Raw genomic sequence first — 18590 nt, forward strand, 5'->3', positions numbered from 1 at the left:
CCGGATCAGCGTCCCGGGCGCGACGCCGGGATCAGCGGACGGGGTGACCCGCCCCGCGCAGGGCGTCCTTCACCTCGGTGACGGTCAGCTCGCCGAAGTGGAAGACGCTCGCCGCGAGGACCGCGTCGGCACCCGCGCCGATCGCCGGGGGGAAGTGCGCCACCTCGCCCGCGCCACCGCTGGCCACCACCGGCACGTCGACCACCCGGCGCACCGCGGCGATGAGTTCGAGGTCGAACCCGGCCTTGGTGCCGTCGGCGTCCATCGAGTTCAGCAGGATCTCCCCGGCGCCGAGCTCCGCGCCGCGCGCCGCCCACCACACCGCGTCCAGCCCGGTCCCCCGCCGTCCGCCGTGCGTGGTCACCTCGAAGCCGCTGTCGGTGGTGCCGGCCGGTGCCCGCCGTACGTCCAGCGAGAGCACCAGCACCTGCCGGCCGAACCGGTCCGCGATCTCGGCGATCAGCTCCGGCCGGGCGATGGCCGCGGTGTTCACCCCGACCTTGTCGGCCCCGGCGCGCAGCAGCGTGTCCACGTCCGCCACCGCACGCACACCACCGCCCACGGTCAGCGGGATGAAGACCGACTCGGCGGTACGCCGCACCACGTCGAGCATGGTGCCCCGGTCGCTGGAGGAGGCGGTCACGTCCAGGAAGGTCAGCTCGTCCGCGCCCGCCCGGTCGTACGCCGCCGCCAGCTCGACCGGGTCACCGGCGTCCCGCAGGTCGAGGAAGTTGACCCCCTTGACCACCCGACCGGCGTCCACGTCGAGACAGGGGATCACGCGCACCGCCACCGTCATGCCGGAAGCCTATCGCTCGGTGCCGGTGCGCTGACCGGCCGTACCCGGGCTCCGGCCGGGTGAGGTGTCAGCAGGGGACCCTTCTCTACCGCAGGCGTTGGCAAGGTGCCCTTCCTTACCGCTCGGCGAGGGTCTCCAGGGCCTGGGCGACGGTGAACGCGCCCGCGTAGAGCGCCTTGCCGGCGATCACGCCCTCCACCCCGATCGGCTCCAGCGTCGCCAACGCCCGCAGGTCGTCCAGGGTCGAGACACCCCCGGAGGCGATCACCGGGGCGTCGGTGCGTCCACACACCGCCCGCAGCAGGTCCAGGTTCGGCCCGCGCATGGTGCCGTCCTTGGTGATGTCGGTGACCACGTACCGGGAGGCACCGGCCTTGTCCAGCCGCTCCAGCACCTCGTACAGGTCACCGCCGTCGCGGGTCCACCCGCGCGCCGCCAGGGTACGACCCCGCACGTCCAGCCCGATGGCGACGCGGTCGCCGTACTCGCCGCAGATCCGGTCGCACCACTGCGGGTCCTCCAGCGCCGCGGTGCCGATGTTGACCCGCTCGGCACCGGTGGCCAGCGCGGCCCGCAGGGACGCGTCGTCACGGATGCCGCCGGACAGTTCGACGCGTACGTCGAGCCGGCGCACCACCTCGGCGAGCAGCGCCGCGTTGGAGCCCCGGCCGAACGCCGCGTCGAGGTCGACCAGGTGGATCCACTCGGCACCGTCCTGCTGCCAGGCCAACGCGGCCTCCAGCGGATCGCCGTAGGTGGTCTCGCTACCCGCGGCGCCCTGCACGAGTCGGACGGCCTGGCCGTCGGCGACGTCCACGGCGGGCAACAGGGTGAGGCTCACGAATCTTGGTCCTCTCAGATCAGGAACGGCGGTTCAGGGCGATCACCACGATCACCGGCAGGACGAGCAACAACAACACGATCAACAACAGCCGCAGCCCCGGATCGGGCACGAGCAGCCAGATCAGGACGACCGCAGCCAGGGTCAGCGCCACGATCGCGGCGCGTTCACCCCGGGAGTACCGGAGCAACCGGCCGGTCCGGCCCCGGCGGACGGTGGGCACGAACCGGCGGACCAGCGCGCGACGCCGGGCCCGACGGGCCATCGCCCGTTCCCGGACCACCTGACGTCGGGCGGCCTCCGCCTCGCGGACCGCGCGACGGCGGGCCCGTTCCTTGCTCACCGGCGCCCCCGCGTCCGGCCCGGTCGCCGGGCCCCGCCCCGGTCAGTCACCGACGGGCACCGTGGCCAGCCAGTTGCGCAGCAGGGCGGCACCGGTGTCGGCCGACTTCTCCGGGTGGAACTGGGCGGCCGACAACGAACCCCGCTCCACCGCCGCGACGAAGTCGCCGTCGTGGTGGGCGGTGGTCACCTTGGCGCCGGCCTCGGTGAGCGCGGCCACGTCACCGGCCGCGTACGAGTGCACGAAGTAGAAGCGGCTGTCGGCGGGCAGTCCGGCGAAGAGCACCGAACCGACCGGCGCCTGCACGGTGTTCCAGCCCATGTGCGGCAACCGGGCGGCGGGCAGCCGACTGACGCCACCCGGCAGCAGACCCAGCCCCTTGGTGACCACCCCGTGCTCGTCGCCGGACTCGAAGAGGATCTGCATACCCACGCAGATGCCCAGCACCGGACGACCGGCGGCGACCCGCTCGGCGACCACCGGACCCGCGCCGATCTCCTCGATGCCGGCCATGCAGGCGGCGAAGGCACCCACCCCGGGCACCACCAGACCGTCGGCCTCGGCGGCGGCGGCCAGGTCCCCGGTGACCACCACGTCGGCACCGGCGGCGGCCATCGCGCGTTCCGCCGAGCGCAGGTTGCCCGACCCGTAGTCGAGCACCACGATCCGACGCATGCCCTCGTCACCGCTGTTCACGTCGGCCACTATCCCTCCCCCGGCAGCAGCCACAGCACACCGGCGACGCTGGCCAGCAGCGCCAGCAGACCGCAGACCACCACCGCGCCCCGGGGCGCGCCCTGCCGGTGCAGGGAGAGCGTCCCGCCCACCAGCACCCCGGCGAAGATCAGCAGCAGCGTCGGCAGCACCGCGCCCATCAGCGGCACCCCCGCCCGCGCGCACTCCGGCCGGTCACAGCGCGCCCTTGGTGCTCGGGATCGCGCCCGCGGAGCGCGGGTCCAGCGCGGTCGCCTCGCGCAGCGCCCGGGAGACCGCCTTGAACTGCGCCTCCACCACGTGGTGGGCGTCCGGGTGCCCACCGGGGCGGGCCGCCCGCAGCACGTCCACGTGCAGCGTGATCCGGGCCGCCTGACCGAACGACTCCCAGATGTGCCGGGTCATGCTGGTCGGGTAGACCGGCCCGATGTACGGCGCCAGCGCCGGCTCGTCGTGCACCACGTACGGCCGGCCGGACAGGTCGACGGCGGCCCGGACCAGCACCTCGTCCATCGGGACGACGGCCGAGCCGTACCGCCGGATGCCGGCCTTGTCGCCCAGCGCCTGGTCGAACGCGGCGCCCAGCGCCAACGCGGTGTCCTCCATCGTGTGGTGGGCGTCGATCTCCAGGTCACCCACGGTCTGCACGGTCAGGTCGAAACCGCCGTGCCGGGCGATCTGGTGCAGCATGTGGTCGTAGAAACCGACCCCGGTGCTGATCTCGACCGCTCCGGTGCCGTCGAGGTCGATCTCCACCAGGACCTTGGTCTCCTTGGTGATCCGCTCCACCCGGGCGGTCCGGCTCATGATGTGGTGCCTTTCGGTCGCGGCGGGGCGGCCTGGCCCTCGCGCTGGGTCTCGTCCACGGCGGCCAGGAAGGCGTCGGTCTCGGCCGGGTTGCCGGCGGTGACCCGCAGCCAGCCCGGCAGGCCGACGTCGCGGACCAGCACCCCCTGCGCCAGCAGCGCGCGCCAGGCCACACTCTGGTCGCCGCCCACCTGGTAGAGCACGAAGTTGGCGTCGCTGTCGGCCACCCGCAGGCCCCGCTCGCGCAGCGCGGCGACGATCCGGTCGCGCTGGCGCATGATCTCCGCGACGGTGCCGAGCAGCGTCTCGCGGTGCGCCAGCGCCGCCCGCGCGGCGGCCTGGGTGAGCGCGGAGAGATGGTACGGCAGGCGCACGAGCTGCACCGCCGCCACCACGGCCGGGTCGGCCGCCAGGTAGCCCAGCCGCCCACCGGCGAACCCGAACGCCTTGCTCATCGTGCGGGTCACCACCAGCCGAGGGTGCCCGGGCAGCACCGCCAGGGCGCTGACCGTGCCCGGCCGGGCGAACTCCGCGTACGCCTCGTCGACCACCACCATGCCCGGCGCCACGTCCAACACGGCGGTGACCACCGCCGGGTCGAGCGCGGTGCCGGTGGGGTTGTTCGGCGAGCAGAGGAAGACCACGTCGGGCCGGTGCGCGCGGACCTGGGTCACCGCCTCGTCGGCGGTCAGCCCGAAGTCGGCGCCGCGCCGGGCCGGCACCCACCGGGTCCCGGTGCCCAACGCCAGCAGCGGATGCATCGAGTACGCCGGGGTGAAGCCGAGCGCGGTCCGCCCCGGCCCGCCGAACGCCTGTAGGAGCTGCTGCTGGATCTCGTTGGAGCCGTTGGCCGCCCACACGCCGTCGGTGGTGAGTCCGTGGCCGAGGTACTCGGCCAGGTCGGCGCGGAGCGCCACCGCGTCGCGGTCCGGGTACCGGTTGAGGTCCCGCAGCTCGGCGGCGACGGCCTTGCCGATCGCCTCCACCACCGGCTCCGGCACCGGGTAGGAGTTCTCGTTGGTGTTCAGCCGCACCGGCACGTCGAGCTGCGGGGCGCCGTACGGCGACAGCCCGCGCAGATCGTCCCGGATCGGCAGGTCGGACAGCTCGGTCATGATGCTTCCCCGGCGAATCGGGCGGAGACCGCCTGGCCGTGTGCGGGCAGGTCCTCCGCGGTGGCCAACGCCACCACGTGCGGAGCCACCTCCCGCAGCGCCTCCTCGGTGTACTCCACCAGGTGGACGCCGCGCAGGAAGGACTGCACCGAGAGCCCGGACGAGTGCCGGGCGCAACCGCCGGTGGGCAGCACGTGGTTGGAGCCGGCGCAGTAGTCGCCCAGCGACACCGGCGAGTACGCGCCGACGAAGATCGCCCCGGCGTTGCGGACCCGCATCGCCCACTCCCGGGCGTCGACGGTCTGGATCTCCAGGTGCTCCGCCGCGTACGCGTCGACCACCCGCAGCCCGGCGGCCAGGTCGTCGACGAGTACGACGCCGCTCTGCTCCCCGCCCAGCGCCGTGGCGACCCGGTCGGCGTGCTTGGTGGCCGGCACCTGCCGGGCGAGTTCGCGGTCCACCGCGTCGGCCAGCGCCACCGACGGGGTGACCAGCACGCTCGCCGCCAGCGGGTCGTGTTCGGCCTGGCTGATCAGGTCGGCGGCGACGTGCGCCGGGTCGGCGGTGTCGTCGGCGAGGACGGCGATCTCGGTCGGACCGGCCTCGGCGTCGATGCCCACCACGCCGCGCAGCAGCCGCTTGGCGGCGGTGACCCAGATGTTGCCCGGCCCGGTGATCATGTCGACCGGAGCGCAGTGCGCGCTCCCGGCGGCGTCCACCGCGCAGCCGTACGCCAGCATGGCCACCGCCTGCGCCCCGCCGACGGCGTAGACCTCCTCGACGCCGAGCAACGCGCAGGCGGCCAGCACCCGGGCGTCCGGCAGCCCGCCGTTCTCCTTCTGCGGCGGCGAGGCCACCACCAGCGACCGGACTCCGGCCGCCTGGGCGGGCACCACGTTCATCACCACGGTCGACGGGTACATCGCCAGGCCGCCGGGGACGTAGAGACCCACCCGGTCGACCGGCACCCAGCGCTCGGTGACCGTGCCGCCCGGCACGACCTGGGTGGTGTGATCGGTGCGCCGCTGGTCGTCGTGCACCTTGCGGGCCCTACTGATCGACTCCAGCAACGCGGCGCGGACCTGCGGGTCGAGGGTGCCCTCCGCCTCGGCGATCGCCTCGACCGGCACCCGGAGCACCTCCGGGGCGATCCCGTCGAACCGTTCGCTGGCCTCGCGGACCGCCGGGTAACCATGCTCCCGGACCGCCTCCACGATCGGGCGGATGCGCTCGACGGCCACCGACACGTCGAGTTGGGCACGGGGCAGCAGGTGGCGTGGGTCGGGCTCGCCACCGCGCAGGTCGATCCGGTTCAACACCCCTGCGAGTCTAGGCGGCCCGTCTCCGGGCCGACCGACGCCGCCCGCTGTCCGGGACGGTGAGCCGGGACACGCCGGTGGCACCGGGTGGGGCTACGCTCGATCACGTGACCGCACGGCTGCCGGTGTTCCCGCTCACCACGGTGCTCTTCCCCGGTCTGGTGCTGCCGCTGCACATCTTCGAGGAGCGCTACCGCGCGCTGGTCCGCCACCTGGTCGACCTGCCGTCGGGCGCGCCCCGCGAGTTCGGTGTGGTGGCCATCCGCAGTGGCTGGGAGGTCGCCCCCGGCCCCGGCCGGGTCACCCCCGGCACCGGCGAGGTGACCCTGCACGAGGTGGGCTGCACCGCCGAGCTGCGGGAGGTCGCCGAGTTGCCCGACGGCGGGTTCGACATCGTCACGGTGGGCAAGCGACGGTTCCGGGTCACCGAGATCGACTCCGCCTCCGCGCCGTACCTGACGGCCGAGGTGCAGTGGCTGCCCGAGCCGAGCGGCCCGGACGAGGCCGCCGCGCTGCTGGCGGCCCGGGTCACCGCCGTGTTCCGGCAGTACCTCGGGCTGATGCGGGCCGAGCCCGAGCAGCTCAGCGAGCAGTTGCCCGAGGACCCGACGGTGCTCTCCCACCTGGTGGCCGCGACCGCCGCGCTGACCGTGGCCGACCGGCAACGGCTGCTGGCGATCGACGACACCGCCGCCCGGCTGCGCGCCGAGCTGACGCTACTCAACCGCGAGGCGGCTCTGCTGCGCCAGGTGCGGGCGGTGCCGGTGCCGCTGGCGGAGCTGGCCACGGCGCCGCCGACTCCGAACTGACCGGCGGCTGCGCGGTGCCGCCCAGGTAGCCGACGGTGCCGCCCGGGTGCCCGGCTGACGGCGGCACCGGCCCGCCCGGGTGGTCGAGCGGCGGCCGTGCGACGCCGCCCGGGAAGCCGGCCGGCGGGACGAACCAGGCCGGGTCGGGCTCCGGCTCGGGCCGCAGCGACGGCCACCGGGACCAACCGGCCAGCAGGGTGTACGCCACCGCGGCGCCGAACGCCGGCAGCAGCAGGTTGCCGTGCGGCACCGGCAGTACGCCGAGCACCATCTCGATGCCACCGGCCCGCAGGTCGGCGGGTTTGGCCAGCCGGGTGCCGTCCGGCGCGCCCTCCAGCAGCCGCTCGTAGCCGCCCAACCCGATGCGGCGCCCCACCTGCCAGGCGACCAGGGCGGCGGCCAGGCCGCCGGTCACCACGACGACCAGTCCGACCGGCCCTCGGTAGTGCCGCAGCACCAGCCAGACGACGAGCGCGGCGAGCACCCCGAAACCGAGGCCGAGCAGGCTGAACCAGCCGTCGGCGGCGATCGGCTGCTCCGGTTGCGCCTGCCCGTAGACGGCCTGACCGGGAGCGCTCTTGATCACGGGGGTGGCCGGGGCGAGCGCCGCCCAGAGCAGCCCCAGCGGGACGCCCAGCAGGCCCATCACGAGCGCTGTCAGCGCACCGAACCGCAGCGTACGGGCGGGACGGCGCGGCGGTCCGGGCGGCGGCTGCGGGACGGCCGGCGGTACCGGCGCGGGCGGTTCGGCGGCGGGGGTCTCCGGGCTCACCCGATGATCCTCGCAGTTGCCGTCGGACGCCGCGCACGGTGTCGCCACTACGCCACTCCCGTCGGTGGTGAGCCGCCCCGACGCGTCACCGGCCGAAGGGCTCCAGCATCGCCGCCGCCGCCCGCAGCCATGCCTGCCGGGTCTCGCCCTGGAGCTGGTGGTACTCGATCGAGGAGCCGGTTTCCAGCGCCGGGTCGTACGGCACCACGGTCACCGCCCGGGTGCGGGTCGCGAAGTGCCGCTCCAGATCACCCTGCAACGGCAGCCGACCCGGCGTCGGGCAGGAGATCAGCGTGACCGCGTTGTCGGCCAGCTCACCCATCCCCTCCTCGTGCAGCAGGTCGAGCATCCAGTCGGCGCTGAACGCGGCGTCCTCGCGCGGCACGGTGGTGACCACGAGCTGGTCGGCGGCCTGCATGACGGTGCGCCAGTTCGGGCTCTCCACGTTGTTGCCGGTGTCCACGCAGATCACGTCGTGGGTCCGGCGCAGCAGTTCGAGTACCCGCTTGACGGTGAACTGGTCCAGCCGCTGGGCGAACCGGGGGCTCTCCTCACCGGCCAGCACGTCGTACGAGCCGTCGGAGGCGTGTCGCAGGTAGTCGTCGAGGATCTCCAGCAGCTCCGGCCCCTCGCGGATCTCGATCTGCACCAGGTCGGAGACGAGGTGCCGGATCGTCCGGGCATGTCGGGCGCTGCCGGCGCGCAGCCCGAGGGTGCCCCGCAACTCGTTGTCGTCCCAGGCGAGTACGCCTCGCCCGCGTACGCTGCCGACGGTGGCGGCGGCCAGCACGGTCGCGGTGGTCTTGTGCACGCCGCCCTTGGGGTTGGCGAAGGCGACCACCCGGGGGGTGCCCAGGTCGCGCCGGAGCACGGCGGCGGCTCGTTCGAGGTCACCACCGGCGTTCTGCGCCCGCCACTCGAAGCGTCCCGGGCGACCGCCGACCCCCGCGCCCGGCGGCCCGGTGGGGGACCCCTGGGCGGGCGGCCCGGGCGGGGCCACGGGCGGTGCGGGTGCCGGCGGTACGGGCGGCTGGTAGCCGCCGTTGTCCAGCAACGCGTACCGCGACTCCACCGGCGGGGCCGCGTGCCGGTAGCCGTTGTCCAGCAGCGTGTACCGCGACTCGGGCGGCTCGGCACCGCGCTGGTCGGGGCGGCGTGGCTCGGGTCGGCGCTGCTCGGGCACCGGCGGATACCCCGGATCGCCCGGATACCCCGGATCGCCCGGGTAGCCGGGCTCGACCGGGTGCCCGCCGGGCGGCCCGGAGTAGCTCGGCGCGGGACGCGGCGGCTCGACCCGGTAACTCGCCTCGGCCCGGTAGCCGGGCTCCACACCGTACGGCTGCCGGTGCGGCGGCGGAGGTCCGACCGGTGACTGTCCGACCGGAGGCGGCCCGACCGGCGCCACCCGCCCGGAATAGCCGGGGCCCGGCCCGCGGCGCGGCAGCGGATCGGGCGACGGTGGCGGCGACTGTTCCTCGTCGGCGCGCCGGTCACCGGGCTGGTCGCTGCCGCGACCACCCAGGCGGGCTCGATCCAGCAGCGCCCGCCATCGCGGTGCCGGTTCGGCGGGCCGTCCCCAACCGGTCTCGCTGCCGTCCACGGCTCGCCCTCCCAGCGCTTTGGTTTCCGTCTGACAGGCTACGAACGAAACCTCGTTCAGGCCACACCGGGCGGCGTACCGATGTGTCCGCAACCGTCACGGTGTCGGGCTCGCTTCGCTCTCCTCGGCACTGTCCACCGAGGTGGAGGGTGTCTCACGTGGGATGACGGGGGGTGCCGACGACGGAACCACCGGTGATGGTGACGAATCCGTCACCTCCGGCGAAGCCGACGTGTCGCGCTCCGCAGTCGAGGACGGCGCGGGCGAGCCCGTCGCGGTGGTCGGCATCGGCGACGCGGTGTGACCGTGGTCGATCGGCGGCCGGACCACGTCCCGCTGCTCGGGCAGCGGCGGGGTGAAGACGGCGCGCTCCAACCGCCGTACCTCCGGGGCGGGGTCGACCACCCGCACACCCGGCCGGGCGGCCACGCCGCGCAACTGCGCCGGTGCGGCCCGGACCACCAGCGCGTAGAGGCAGGCACAACCGGACCGGTAGGCGGTGGCCTCCGCCGCCGCCACCTGCGCGCCGCTCTCGTAGAGCTCACGCAACTCGCGCTGCTGCGGTCCACCGCCGCCGAGCGCGGCGGCCCGCGCCCGGTAGTCGGTCGCCTCCCGCTCCTTGCGCTCGGCCAACCGGGTCATCCCGGCGGTCACGTCCTCCGGCAGCCGCTGGGCGGGGATCCGGACGATCTCGGTCTGTCGCTCCGGCAACGGCACCCGACCGAAGACCACCGCCACGCCGACGTCGCCGACGACCGCCGCCAGCGACTGCGGGGTGCGGTACTCGGTCAACGAGACCAGCGCGTACGTGCCGTCGGTGCGGGACGCGCCGCCCAGCGCGGCCAGGTCGGCAGCGGCGGTGCGCTCGTAGCCGGGGATGGAGTCGCCGTCGGAGACCCCGACCCGGGTCACCTCACCGACGGTGCGGTCCGGCACCGGCGGGCCATTGGTGGCGAGCACGGCGGTGGTCAGCACGGCGGCGCAGGACAGCACCGCCACCCATCCGAGCAACGGGACCCGGGTCGGCCCCTGCCCGAGCCGGGTCGTCGCGGCGGCGATACGGGGCAGCAGCCGCTGGTCCAACTGCCGCAGCAGGTCGCCGGCACGCACGGGCAGCCCCCTCGTCGGGTGGGTCGGGACGGGTGGGGCGCGTCAGTCGCGGAGGAGTTCCAGCGCACGTCCCAGGTCGTCAGGGTAGTCGCTGACGAAGCGGACCTCGTCCCCCGTACGGGGGTGCTGGAAGCTCAACTCTCTGGCGTGCAACCACTGCCGATCCAGCTTGAGCCGGGCGGCGAGCGTCGGATCCGCACCGTACGTCAGGTCACCGACGCAGGGATGCCGCAGGGTGGAGAAGTGCACCCGGATCTGGTGGGTGCGACCGGTCTCCAGCCGGACGTCGACCAGGCTGGCCGACGGGAACGCCTCGATGGTGTCGTAGTGGGTGATGCTCGGCTTGCCGCCGGAGACCACCGCCCAGCGGTAGTCGTGGTGCGGGTGCCGGTCGATCGGGGCGTCCACGGTGCCGCGCAGCGGGTCCAGGTGCCCCTGCACCACCGCGTGGTACCGCTTCTCCACCTCGCGGTACTTGAAGGCCCGCTTCAGCACGCTGTACGCCTGCTCGCTCTTGGCCACCACCATCACGCCGGTGGTGCCGACGTCGAGCCGGTGCACCACGCCCTGGCGCTCGGCCGCGCCACTGGTGGCGATGGTGTGCCCGATCGCGGCCAACCCGCCGATCACCGTCGGCCCCGACCAGCCGGGGCTCGGATGCGCCGCCACGCCGACCGGCTTGTCCACCACCACGATGTCGTCGTCGGCGTGCACCACCCGCAGTCCCGGCACCGCCTGCGGCACCACCACCGGCGCGGTGGCCGGCGGCGGCAGCGTCACCTCCAGCCAGGAGCCCGCCCGCACCTTGTGCGAATTGGCTCGTACCGCGCCGTCGACGAGCGCGGCCCCGTCGTCGACGAGCGCGGCGGCGGCGGTGCGGGAGAGGCCGAACAGCCGGGCCACGGCCTGGTCCAGCCGCATCCCGTCGAGGCCGTCGGGAACGGGCAGGCTGCGGTGGTCGCCGCCGGCGGCGAAGGTGGCCGTCACGCCCGCTCCCGCCGTCCGTCGTCGGTCGTCGGCGCCTCGGCCCGGAGACCGGCGTCGGCGTCACCGACCGGCGTCGCGTCGTCGTCTGTGGCCGCCGGTACGGGCCGCTCCTCGCCCACGGCCCGGGTGCCGTCGCGCTGACGGCCGGTGAACTCCAGGCCGACCGCGAGCACGACCCCGCAGACCAGGGCGCTGTCCGCGATGTTGAAGATCGGGAAGACCCGGCCGTACGGGTCGAAGACGCTGATCATGTCCACCACGTGCCCGACGAACCAACCCGGGGCGCGGAAGATCCGGTCGATCAGGTTGCCGGTCACGCCGCCGACCACCAGGCCGAGGGAGATCGCCCACGGCACCGAGCGCAGCGTCCGCGTCATCCAGGCGATCCAGCCCAGGACGCCGACCGCGATCACCGGGAAGACGAAGGTGTAGTCCGAGCCCATGCTCCACGCGGCCCCGCTGTTGCGGGTCAGCGAGAGGTACAGCGCACCGCCGAGCAGGCGTACCGGCTCCCGGTCGCTCAACTCCTGCAGCGCCAGGTGCTTGGTGAACAGGTCGACCGCCACCGCGAACAGCGCCAGGCTGAGCAGGAGCGTGACCGGCCGGCGCCGCGACTTCGTGGCGGCCTCCGGCTCGGCGGTGCCGGGTCCCGCGGGCGGTGCTGCGCTCATTCGCTCCCCATCGACGATCGCGGCGGTGCGGTCGCACCGCCGCGCACCAGTGCCGGGGAGACAGCCTTCAGCGCCGCTCCTCCAGCTGCTTGCAGGTCACGCAGAGGGTGGCCGACGGGAACGCGGCCAGGCGCTCCACCGGGATGGGGTTGCCGCACCGCGCGCACCAGCCGTAACCACCCTCGTCGAGCCGCTCCAGCGCGCGCTCGACCTGCGTGATCCGTTCCAGGATGCTGTTGGCGAGGGAGATCTCCTGCTCCCGCTCGAGCGTCTTGGTCCCGGTGTCGGCCTGGTCGTCCCCGGCCGAGTCGGTCAGGCGGTCGCGCTGCAGCTCGGTGATCTCGCTCAGCGTCTGATCGTACTCGGCGCGCAACTCGTCATGGCGGGCCGCCAGCGCGGCACGGATCTTCTCGGTCTCCGCGGCACTGCGGGTGGACTTCGGCGCCGGCTTGCGGCCTGCGGTCCTGGTGTCGGCTGGCTTGGCCATAGTCGCTCCCTCGGCCACGGCGCCACGGGAAGTCCGCGGCACCTGAACAGGGGCCGCCGACATCGGCTGCCCCAGGTACAGAACGGGCGCGCGGCGACCTGGCCGCGCACTCCGGAGGCTGGCAAGGATACGGAACGTACAGGCGTCCGACAATCTGCCGCACCGAAACGCACCATCCGCCCCGTTTCATGCCATTACCGGGGCACGGGGAACGCTAGCAGATCGCGACCACGTCGCCAGCCGGTTCGCCGCCCCCGTACCCCCGATCCGGGGTCCTGCCGGTCAGCCGGGCGGGGCCGCGCCGTCGCGCAACCGGGACAGCCGTGACACCGGCTCCGGCCCGGCGGCGGCGATCAGGAAGAGTTTGTCGCGGCTGGCCGCGCCCGCCCGCAGTGACACGGCCGACGGTCGGACGCCGAGCGCGTCGGCCAACGCACGACGCGCCGCCTCGGTGGCCCGTCCGTCCACCGCCGGAGCGTTGACGGCGATCACCAGGGCGGGACCGTGCGGGCCGTCGAACCGGCCACCCACCCGGGCCCGGGACGCCCCCGGCTTCACCCGTACGGCGACGGTGAGCACCTCGGCCACCACTCAGCGGCGGCCGGACTCGGAGAGCAGGACGGTGCCGGGGGCGCAGAGCCCACACGGCGTGAAGCCGAGTTCCGCCGCCTCGGCGGCGGGCAGCGGCTCGTGGTCGCGACCGACCAGATGCACGCACTCGGCCAGATGGTAGCGGGGCCGTCCGTCCACCACCCGGACCTCGTCCGGCAGCCGGGCCAGCCGGGCGGCCTGCTCCGGCGTGATCTGCTGGGCGGCCGGTTCGTCGTCGTACCCGTCGACCACCGCACCCTCGATGAGGCCCGCCGCGTCGACCGTCACCGGCGAACCGGGTGGTTGCCGCCACCCGGAGTCGCCGGTGTCGACGGTCGGCGGGACGTGCTGTGTCGGGATGCCCGACGGGCTCGCCTGGACGGTCGTCCCGGTGGCGTCGTCCGGCGGCCGGTCACCACGGGCCGCCGCGCGGCCGGTGGCGGCCTGGCGGGCGCCGGTGACCAGAGCGACGGCGGCCAGCAGGCTGGCGCCGATCGAGACGACCAGCAACGGACTGGAGCCACCGGCCAGACCGAGCACCAGCAGCACCACGGCGACGAGGATGAGCGCAAGACTGACGACTATCACCGCTCACCCCCGCCGCGTCGTACCGATCAGGCAGGGCGGGCGACCGCCGTGTCGACGGCGGTCACCGGCCCGAGTCAGCGACCGGCCTCGAGAGCGCCGGAGCGACCGCCGCCGTAGGAACCGGCGAGCCCGGCGGCGGCCAGGCCGTTGCCGGCGGCCCGGTTGCCGTCCCCGCGGGTCATCTCGGCCTCCAGGCCCTGACCGCGACCGTCGAGGTCACGCAACTGGCTCTCCAGGTATGCCTTGAGCCGGGTGCGGTACTCGCGCTCGAACTGCTTGAGCTCCTCGATGTGCTTCTGCAGCGCGGTGCGCTTGGCGTCCAGGCCGCCCATGGCCTCCTGGTGCCGCTGGCGGGCGTCCCGCTCCAGCGCGTCGGCCTTGGCCCGCGCCTCACGGGTGACCTCCTCGGCCTTGGAACGGGCCTCGGAGAGCAACTGGTCGGCCTCGCGGCGCGCGTCGGAGACGTGGTCGTCCGCCGTGCGCTGGGCCATCATCAGCACTCGCAGCGCCTGCTGCTCGCCGTCACCGCCCGGCACCGCACCACCGGCGGAGCGGGTCTGCTCCAGCTCGGCCTGCATCGCGCGGGCGGCCTGCTCGGCGGCGGCCTTGTCCCGCTGCACGCGGTCGAGCTGCGCCTTGACGTCGTTGAGCTCGGCGGCGAGGCGGGCGTCACCACCGGGACCGGTCGGGGCGCCGCCCCGACCGCCGCGCTCCACCTGGGCGCGCAGCTCGTTGTTCTCCTCGATCAGACGGGCGAGTTCGCGCTCGACCTCGTCCAGGAAGGCGTCGACCTCCTCCTCGTCGTAGCCCCGCTTGCCGATCGGCGGCTTCTTGAAGGCGACGTTGTGGACGTCGGCCGGGGTCAGCGGCATCGAAACTCCTCGGGTCAGTTGCGGCCGCGATAGCGCGTCGGTCATCAGGCGGTCCTGATGATCGCCGGCTCTAACACAAACCTCATCAGCACGAACAGGATAACCAGGAGCACAAGGGAGGCCAGGTCGATGCTCACGGTACCAATTCGCAGCGGAGGGATCACACGCCTCAACGCCCAGAGCGGGGGATCAGTGACGCTCCACACGGATTCCAGTCCGGCCGATGCTCCGCGACCAGGTTGCCAACGCCGCCCGTACTGGAGGACGGCGCTCAACACGAAACGGGCCAAAAGAACGATCAGAAAGACATACGTGATCAGGTAGAGAACCTGTAGCAAGATCGACAACACGGCTTGTGGCGTCCCTCGGGTCGGGCGGGTCAACTCAGGCTGAAGAACCCACCCTCAGCGATCTTGGCCTTGTCCTCCGCGGTGACCTGGACGTTGGCCGGCGAGAGTAGGAACACCCGGTTGGTCACGCGCTCGATCGTACCGCGCAGCCCGAACGCCAACCCGGCGGCGAAGTCCACCAGACGGCGGGCATCCGCCTCGTCCATCTCGGTGAGGTTGATGATCACGGGTACGCCGTCCCGGAAGTGCTCGCCGATGGTCCGCGCCTCCCGGTAGGTGGTCGGGTGCAGCGTGGTGATCTGGTAGCGCTGCTCCTCCTCGGGCATCACCCGCTCACGCGGCTGCACCTGCGGCGCCAGGGCCAGGTTGTCCCGGGTGTGGTAGGTGGTCCCGCCGGACGAGTCGGCGGACGCCCGGGTGATCGACCGCACGCTGGACCGCTCGGACCGCTCCGGCCGCTCCGACTCCAGCCGGTCGGAGTCACCGAGGCGGCCTCCGGCGCGCTCGCTCAACCGCCCCCGGTCGCCGAGCCGTGGCCGGGGCGCAGGCGCCTCGTCCACCTCGTCGTCGTCATCGTCGGCGAACTCCTCGGCGTACCGGCTCTGCCGGTAACGCGACTCGCGGTAGCCACCCTTTTCGTAGCCACCGTCGTCGTAGGCCCGCTCCTCGTCCTCTTCGACCAGTCCGAGCCAGACCCCCGCCTTGCGCAGTGCACCCATCCCCGCGCCCTTCCCGTCCGCCGTGCGGCACACGCCCCCGCCGTGTCGCCTGTCGCGAGTGGGCCGTTCCTGCCCACTGGACCGGAACGGCAATCCTCCGACGCGCAATTCGCGTTGCACGTCACGCCCCCCGTGGCGAGGAAGGCCGTTCCCGCAAACAACACTGATGTAATTTGCTTCTCTCGCGGCCAGGCTACCGCAGCGTGGGACGCATTCCGAGCAACGCGCTACCGACGCGGACATGTGTCGCGCCGTGGCCGATGGCCGCCTCCAGGTCGCCGCTCATACCCGCCGAGAGCACCGTGGCGTCCGGATGCGCGGCACGCACCTCGGCGGCGAGCTCGGCCAGTCGGGCGAAGGCCCGCTCCGGTTCCCAGCCGAGCGGCGCCACCGCCATCAGTCCGGCCAGCCGTAGGCCCTGTGCGGCGGCCACCGCCTCGGTGACCGGACCGAGCCCGAGGTCCGGGTCGGCACCGGACGGCACCGCACCGCCCCGGGACGGGTCGCCGTCGATGCTGACCTGCACCAACACCTCCAACGGCCGGTCCCGTCCGCCGGCTGCGGCGGCCAACGTGGACGCCAGCCGCACGCTGTCGACGGACTGGATCATGTCGGCGTAGCGCAGCACCGACTTCACCTTGTTGCGTTGCAGCCGACCGACGAAGTGCCAGCGGGGCGCGACGCCGGCCGCGGCGACCTCGGCGGCCTTCGGGGCCGCCTCCTGGTCGCGGTTCTCCCCCACGTCGGTCACGCCGAGCCCGGCCAGCGCGACCACGTCGGCGGCCGGGTAGGTCTTGGTCACCGCGATCATCGTCACCTCGGCCCGGTCCCGGCCCGCGGCGGCGCACGCGTCGGCGATGCGGGCGCGCACCCGGGCCAGCCCGGCGGCGAGTTCGGCACGCCGGTCGGGTCGTACCAGTGCGGGGCTGTCGGTCATCGGTGCCGCTCAGGACCCGTTCTTGAGGAAGTCGGGCACGTCGACGTCGTCGAACAGCACCCGACGCGGCGACTGCGGTGGCGCCGGCACGGCGGGCGACGGCACGACCGGCGTGCTCGGCTGCGTCGGCTGGTTCTGGTTGGTCTTGCGCGGCGACTCGGCCGCCTTGTACGCCGGAGTGCCACCGTCGAATCCGGCGGCGATGACGGTCACCCGCACCTCGTCGCCGAGCGCGTCGTCGATCACCGCACCGAAGATGATGTTGGCGTCCGGGTGCGCCGCGTCGGTGACCAGCTGAGCGGCGTCGTTGATCTCGAACAGGCCCAGGTCGGAGCCGCCCGCGATGGAGAGCAGCACGCCACGCGCGCCGTCCATGCTCTGCTCCAGCAGCGGGCTGGAGATGGCCGCCTCGGCGGCCTCCACGGCACGGTTCTCACCGCGTGCGCTGCCGATGCCCATCAGCGCGCTGCCCGCGCCGCTCATCACGCTCTTGACGTCCGCGAAGTCCAGGTTGATCAGACCCGGCGTGGTGATCAGGTCGGTGATGCCCTGAACACCGGAGAGCAGCACCTGGTCGGCGGTGCGGAACGCGTCCATCATGCTGATGTTGCGGTCGCCGAGGGCCAGCAGCCGGTCGTTGGGGATGACGATCAGGGTGTCGCACTGGTTGCGCAGCTCGTCGATGCCGGCCTCGGCCTGCACCTGCCGACGCTTGCCCTCGAAGGAGAAGGGACGGGTCACCACACCGATGGTCAACGCGCCCAGCTTGCGGGCGATGTTCGCCACCACCGGAGCGCCGCCGGTGCCGGTGCCGCCGCCCTCGCCGCAGGTCACGAAGACCATGTCGGCGCCCTTGAGCACCTCCTCGATCTCGTCGCGGTGGTCCTCGGCGGCGTTCTTGCCGACGTCCGGGTTGGCCCCGGCGCCGAGGCCCCGGGTCAGTTCGCGACCGACGTCGAGCTTCACGTCGGCGTCGCTCATCAGCAACGCCTGCGCGTCCGTGTTGATCGCGATGAACTCGACGCCCTTGAGCCCAACCTCGATCATCCGGTTGACGGCGTTGACGCCGCCGCCCCCGATGCCGACGACCTTGATGACCGCCAGGTAGTTGTGCGGAGGTGTCATCTCCGGTCCTTTCCCTTCGAGATTGGCTGCTCCCCGACCGGCTTCGGCGTGGCCAGACCTGCGGTCGACTCGGCTGTCACCAGCGAGGTCGCGAGGCAAACCCTCACCCTCTACTAGAGGGTTACAGTTATGTCAACCACTGATCCTCTTCCGGGCAACGTAAGCGCAGCCGAGCGATGTGCCAAGGACCTTTCCGGCGTGTCGCCGGTGGAGCGGGGCGCCTCACAGCCTGATCGGTCACTCACCGGAAGGTGACCACGTCCGGCGCGCTGACGTCGATCCGGTCGGCCTCCTCGCCGAGCAGGGCGGTGGCGACCCGGGCCTTGTCCGCCCCACGGGTCGCGTCACCCCAGAAGACCGTGCGGCCTTCGCGCAGCAGCACGCTGATCCGGGCCAGTCCCTCGACCCGTACCTCCACCAGCTCACCGCGCAACTGCGGAGTCAGCTCGCCGAGCACCGTCAGCCCCGCCCGGGTGTCCGGATCCTCCGGCCCGGCGTCGGTCAGCCGCAGCAACGGCAGGCCGTCCGGCCGCTGCGGCGCCGTCCGGAACGCCACCCCGGACGCGTCGATCACGTCGAACTGCTGCCCACGCGGCACCACCGCCACACCGGTCCGCTCCGTCAGCCGCACCACCAGCCCGTCCGGCCAGTCCCGGTGCACGGTGGCCCGCTCCACCGGCGGCAGCGTGCCGATCCGGGCGGCCAACTCGGCCAGGTCGACCCGGGCCAGCGGCGCGCCGTCGGGCACCCCGGCCACGTCCCGCACCTGCACGGCAGTGACCAGCTCGGCGCCCTCCACCCGCATCTCGCGCACCCCGAACAAGCCGGTGCCCAGCAGCGTCCACACGACCAGACCGGCGAGGGCGAGCACGCCACCGGCCACCGCCCAGGGCAGCGCGGCGCGCATCCGCCGACGCCGGGCCCGGGCCATGAACCGCCGGGTCGAGGCGGGCACCGCGTCCCGGCCCGCCCGGACCAGTTGCCACCGCCGGGTGGGACGGCGACCTCCGCCGCCGTCCACACCGGTGCCGCGC

The 18590-nt window shown here is 73.6% G+C and carries 23 protein-coding genes; 1 reads left to right on the top strand and 22 read right to left on the bottom strand.

The features are described from left to right. Positions 1–31: 31 nt before the first annotated feature. From hisF to hisD, 8 genes are all read right to left on the bottom strand, one after another. Complete coding sequence (gene hisF, locus ACIBMZ_RS12430; protein WP_350696400.1) at positions 32–799, bottom strand: imidazole glycerol phosphate synthase subunit HisF; 768 nt, start codon at positions 797–799, stop codon at positions 32–34. A gap of 115 nt (positions 800–914) precedes the next feature. Continuing rightward, a complete protein-coding gene (priA, locus tag ACIBMZ_RS12435) occupies positions 915–1640 on the bottom strand; it encodes a bifunctional 1-(5-phosphoribosyl)-5-((5-phosphoribosylamino)methylideneamino)imidazole-4-carboxamide isomerase/phosphoribosylanthranilate isomerase PriA (protein ID WP_396693004.1) in 726 nt (241 codons plus the stop codon). Positions 1641–1659: 19 nt separating this feature from the next. Then, positions 1660–1983, bottom strand: coding sequence for a hypothetical protein (locus ACIBMZ_RS12440; protein WP_396693006.1), 324 nt, complete (start codon positions 1981–1983; stop codon positions 1660–1662). A 42-nt stretch (positions 1984–2025) separates the two neighbouring features. Continuing rightward, complete coding sequence (hisH, locus tag ACIBMZ_RS12445; protein ID WP_396693510.1) at positions 2026–2658, bottom strand: imidazole glycerol phosphate synthase subunit HisH; 633 nt, start codon at positions 2656–2658, stop codon at positions 2026–2028. Positions 2659–2687: 29 nt separating this feature from the next. Next, positions 2688–2858: a hypothetical protein gene (locus ACIBMZ_RS12450; protein WP_396693008.1), complete on the bottom strand. Its 171-nt coding sequence runs from the start codon at positions 2856–2858 to the stop codon at positions 2688–2690. 34 nt (positions 2859–2892) lie between these two features. Continuing rightward, entirely contained in the window at positions 2893–3504 is a 612-nt protein-coding gene (gene hisB / locus ACIBMZ_RS12455; protein ID WP_396693010.1) for an imidazoleglycerol-phosphate dehydratase HisB, read from the bottom strand. Next, entirely contained in the window at positions 3501–4619 is a 1119-nt protein-coding gene (locus tag ACIBMZ_RS12460; protein WP_396693012.1) for a histidinol-phosphate transaminase, read from the bottom strand. Before ACIBMZ_RS12460 ends, hisB begins: the two co-directional genes overlap by 4 nt. Next, positions 4616–5938, bottom strand: a complete 1323-nt coding sequence (gene hisD / locus ACIBMZ_RS12465) for a histidinol dehydrogenase (RefSeq protein WP_396693014.1) — start codon at positions 5936–5938, stop codon at positions 4616–4618. The genes ACIBMZ_RS12460 and hisD overlap by 4 nt, the downstream gene beginning before the upstream one ends. A gap of 107 nt (positions 5939–6045) precedes the next feature. Here hisD and ACIBMZ_RS12470 point away from each other — a divergent pair, with 107 nt between their 5' ends. Continuing rightward, positions 6046–6747 (top strand): LON peptidase substrate-binding domain-containing protein, encoded by a 702-nt coding sequence (locus tag ACIBMZ_RS12470; protein WP_396693016.1) that lies wholly within the window; start codon positions 6046–6048, stop codon positions 6745–6747. Here the strand turns inward: ACIBMZ_RS12470 and ACIBMZ_RS12475 are convergent. The 14 genes from ACIBMZ_RS12475 to ACIBMZ_RS12540 all read right to left on the bottom strand — a co-directional run bounded on the left by ACIBMZ_RS12475 (position 6659) and on the right by ACIBMZ_RS12540 (position 18577). Next, entirely contained in the window at positions 6659–7567 is a 909-nt protein-coding gene (locus ACIBMZ_RS12475) for a DUF2567 domain-containing protein (RefSeq protein WP_396693018.1), read from the bottom strand. The two genes, ACIBMZ_RS12470 and ACIBMZ_RS12475, sit on opposite strands and share 89 nt — an antisense overlap. A gap of 37 nt (positions 7568–7604) precedes the next feature. Beyond that, entirely contained in the window at positions 7605–9119 is a 1515-nt protein-coding gene (locus ACIBMZ_RS12480; RefSeq protein WP_396693019.1) for an AAA family ATPase, read from the bottom strand. A gap of 96 nt (positions 9120–9215) precedes the next feature. Further along, entirely contained in the window at positions 9216–10229 is a 1014-nt protein-coding gene (locus ACIBMZ_RS12485) for a hypothetical protein (protein WP_396693021.1), read from the bottom strand. Between the two features lie 42 nt (positions 10230–10271). Further along, positions 10272–11216, bottom strand: coding sequence for an RluA family pseudouridine synthase (locus tag ACIBMZ_RS12490; RefSeq protein WP_396693023.1), 945 nt, complete (start codon positions 11214–11216; stop codon positions 10272–10274). Next, positions 11213–11887, bottom strand: coding sequence for a signal peptidase II (lspA, locus tag ACIBMZ_RS12495; RefSeq protein WP_396693025.1), 675 nt, complete (start codon positions 11885–11887; stop codon positions 11213–11215). The genes ACIBMZ_RS12490 and lspA overlap by 4 nt, the downstream gene beginning before the upstream one ends. 67 nt (positions 11888–11954) lie before the next feature. Next, positions 11955–12374 carry a TraR/DksA C4-type zinc finger protein gene (locus ACIBMZ_RS12500; protein WP_117227075.1) on the bottom strand — a complete coding sequence of 140 codons (420 nt, stop codon included), beginning with the start codon at positions 12372–12374 and terminating at the stop codon, positions 11955–11957. A gap of 282 nt (positions 12375–12656) precedes the next feature. Beyond that, positions 12657–12962 (bottom strand): DUF167 domain-containing protein, encoded by a 306-nt coding sequence (locus ACIBMZ_RS12505; protein ID WP_396693027.1) that lies wholly within the window; start codon positions 12960–12962, stop codon positions 12657–12659. Positions 12963–12965: 3 nt separating this feature from the next. After that, positions 12966–13553: a hypothetical protein gene (locus tag ACIBMZ_RS12510; RefSeq protein WP_396693029.1), complete on the bottom strand. Its 588-nt coding sequence runs from the start codon at positions 13551–13553 to the stop codon at positions 12966–12968. Between the two features lie 74 nt (positions 13554–13627). Next, entirely contained in the window at positions 13628–14425 is a 798-nt protein-coding gene (locus ACIBMZ_RS12515; RefSeq protein ID WP_396693031.1) for a DivIVA domain-containing protein, read from the bottom strand. Between the two features lie 44 nt (positions 14426–14469). Beyond that, on the bottom strand, positions 14470–14775 hold the full coding sequence (locus ACIBMZ_RS12520; protein ID WP_111212523.1) for a YggT family protein: 306 nt from the start codon (positions 14773–14775) through the stop codon (positions 14470–14472). A gap of 29 nt (positions 14776–14804) precedes the next feature. Next, on the bottom strand, positions 14805–15494 hold the full coding sequence (locus tag ACIBMZ_RS12525) for a cell division protein SepF (RefSeq protein ID WP_396693034.1): 690 nt from the start codon (positions 15492–15494) through the stop codon (positions 14805–14807). Between the two features lie 193 nt (positions 15495–15687). Next, on the bottom strand, positions 15688–16431 hold the full coding sequence (locus tag ACIBMZ_RS12530; protein ID WP_396693036.1) for a YggS family pyridoxal phosphate-dependent enzyme: 744 nt from the start codon (positions 16429–16431) through the stop codon (positions 15688–15690). A 9-nt stretch (positions 16432–16440) separates the two neighbouring features. Beyond that, a complete protein-coding gene (gene ftsZ, locus ACIBMZ_RS12535; RefSeq protein WP_396693038.1) occupies positions 16441–17556 on the bottom strand; it encodes a cell division protein FtsZ in 1116 nt (371 codons plus the stop codon). Between the two features lie 241 nt (positions 17557–17797). Further along, positions 17798–18577 carry a cell division protein FtsQ/DivIB gene (locus tag ACIBMZ_RS12540; RefSeq protein ID WP_396693512.1) on the bottom strand — a complete coding sequence of 260 codons (780 nt, stop codon included), beginning with the start codon at positions 18575–18577 and terminating at the stop codon, positions 17798–17800. Between the last annotated feature and the right edge of the window lie 13 nt (positions 18578–18590).

The sequence above is a fragment of the Micromonospora sp. NPDC049900 genome (assembly GCF_044461025.1).
Classification (GTDB): Bacteria; Actinomycetota; Actinomycetes; order Mycobacteriales; family Micromonosporaceae; genus Micromonospora.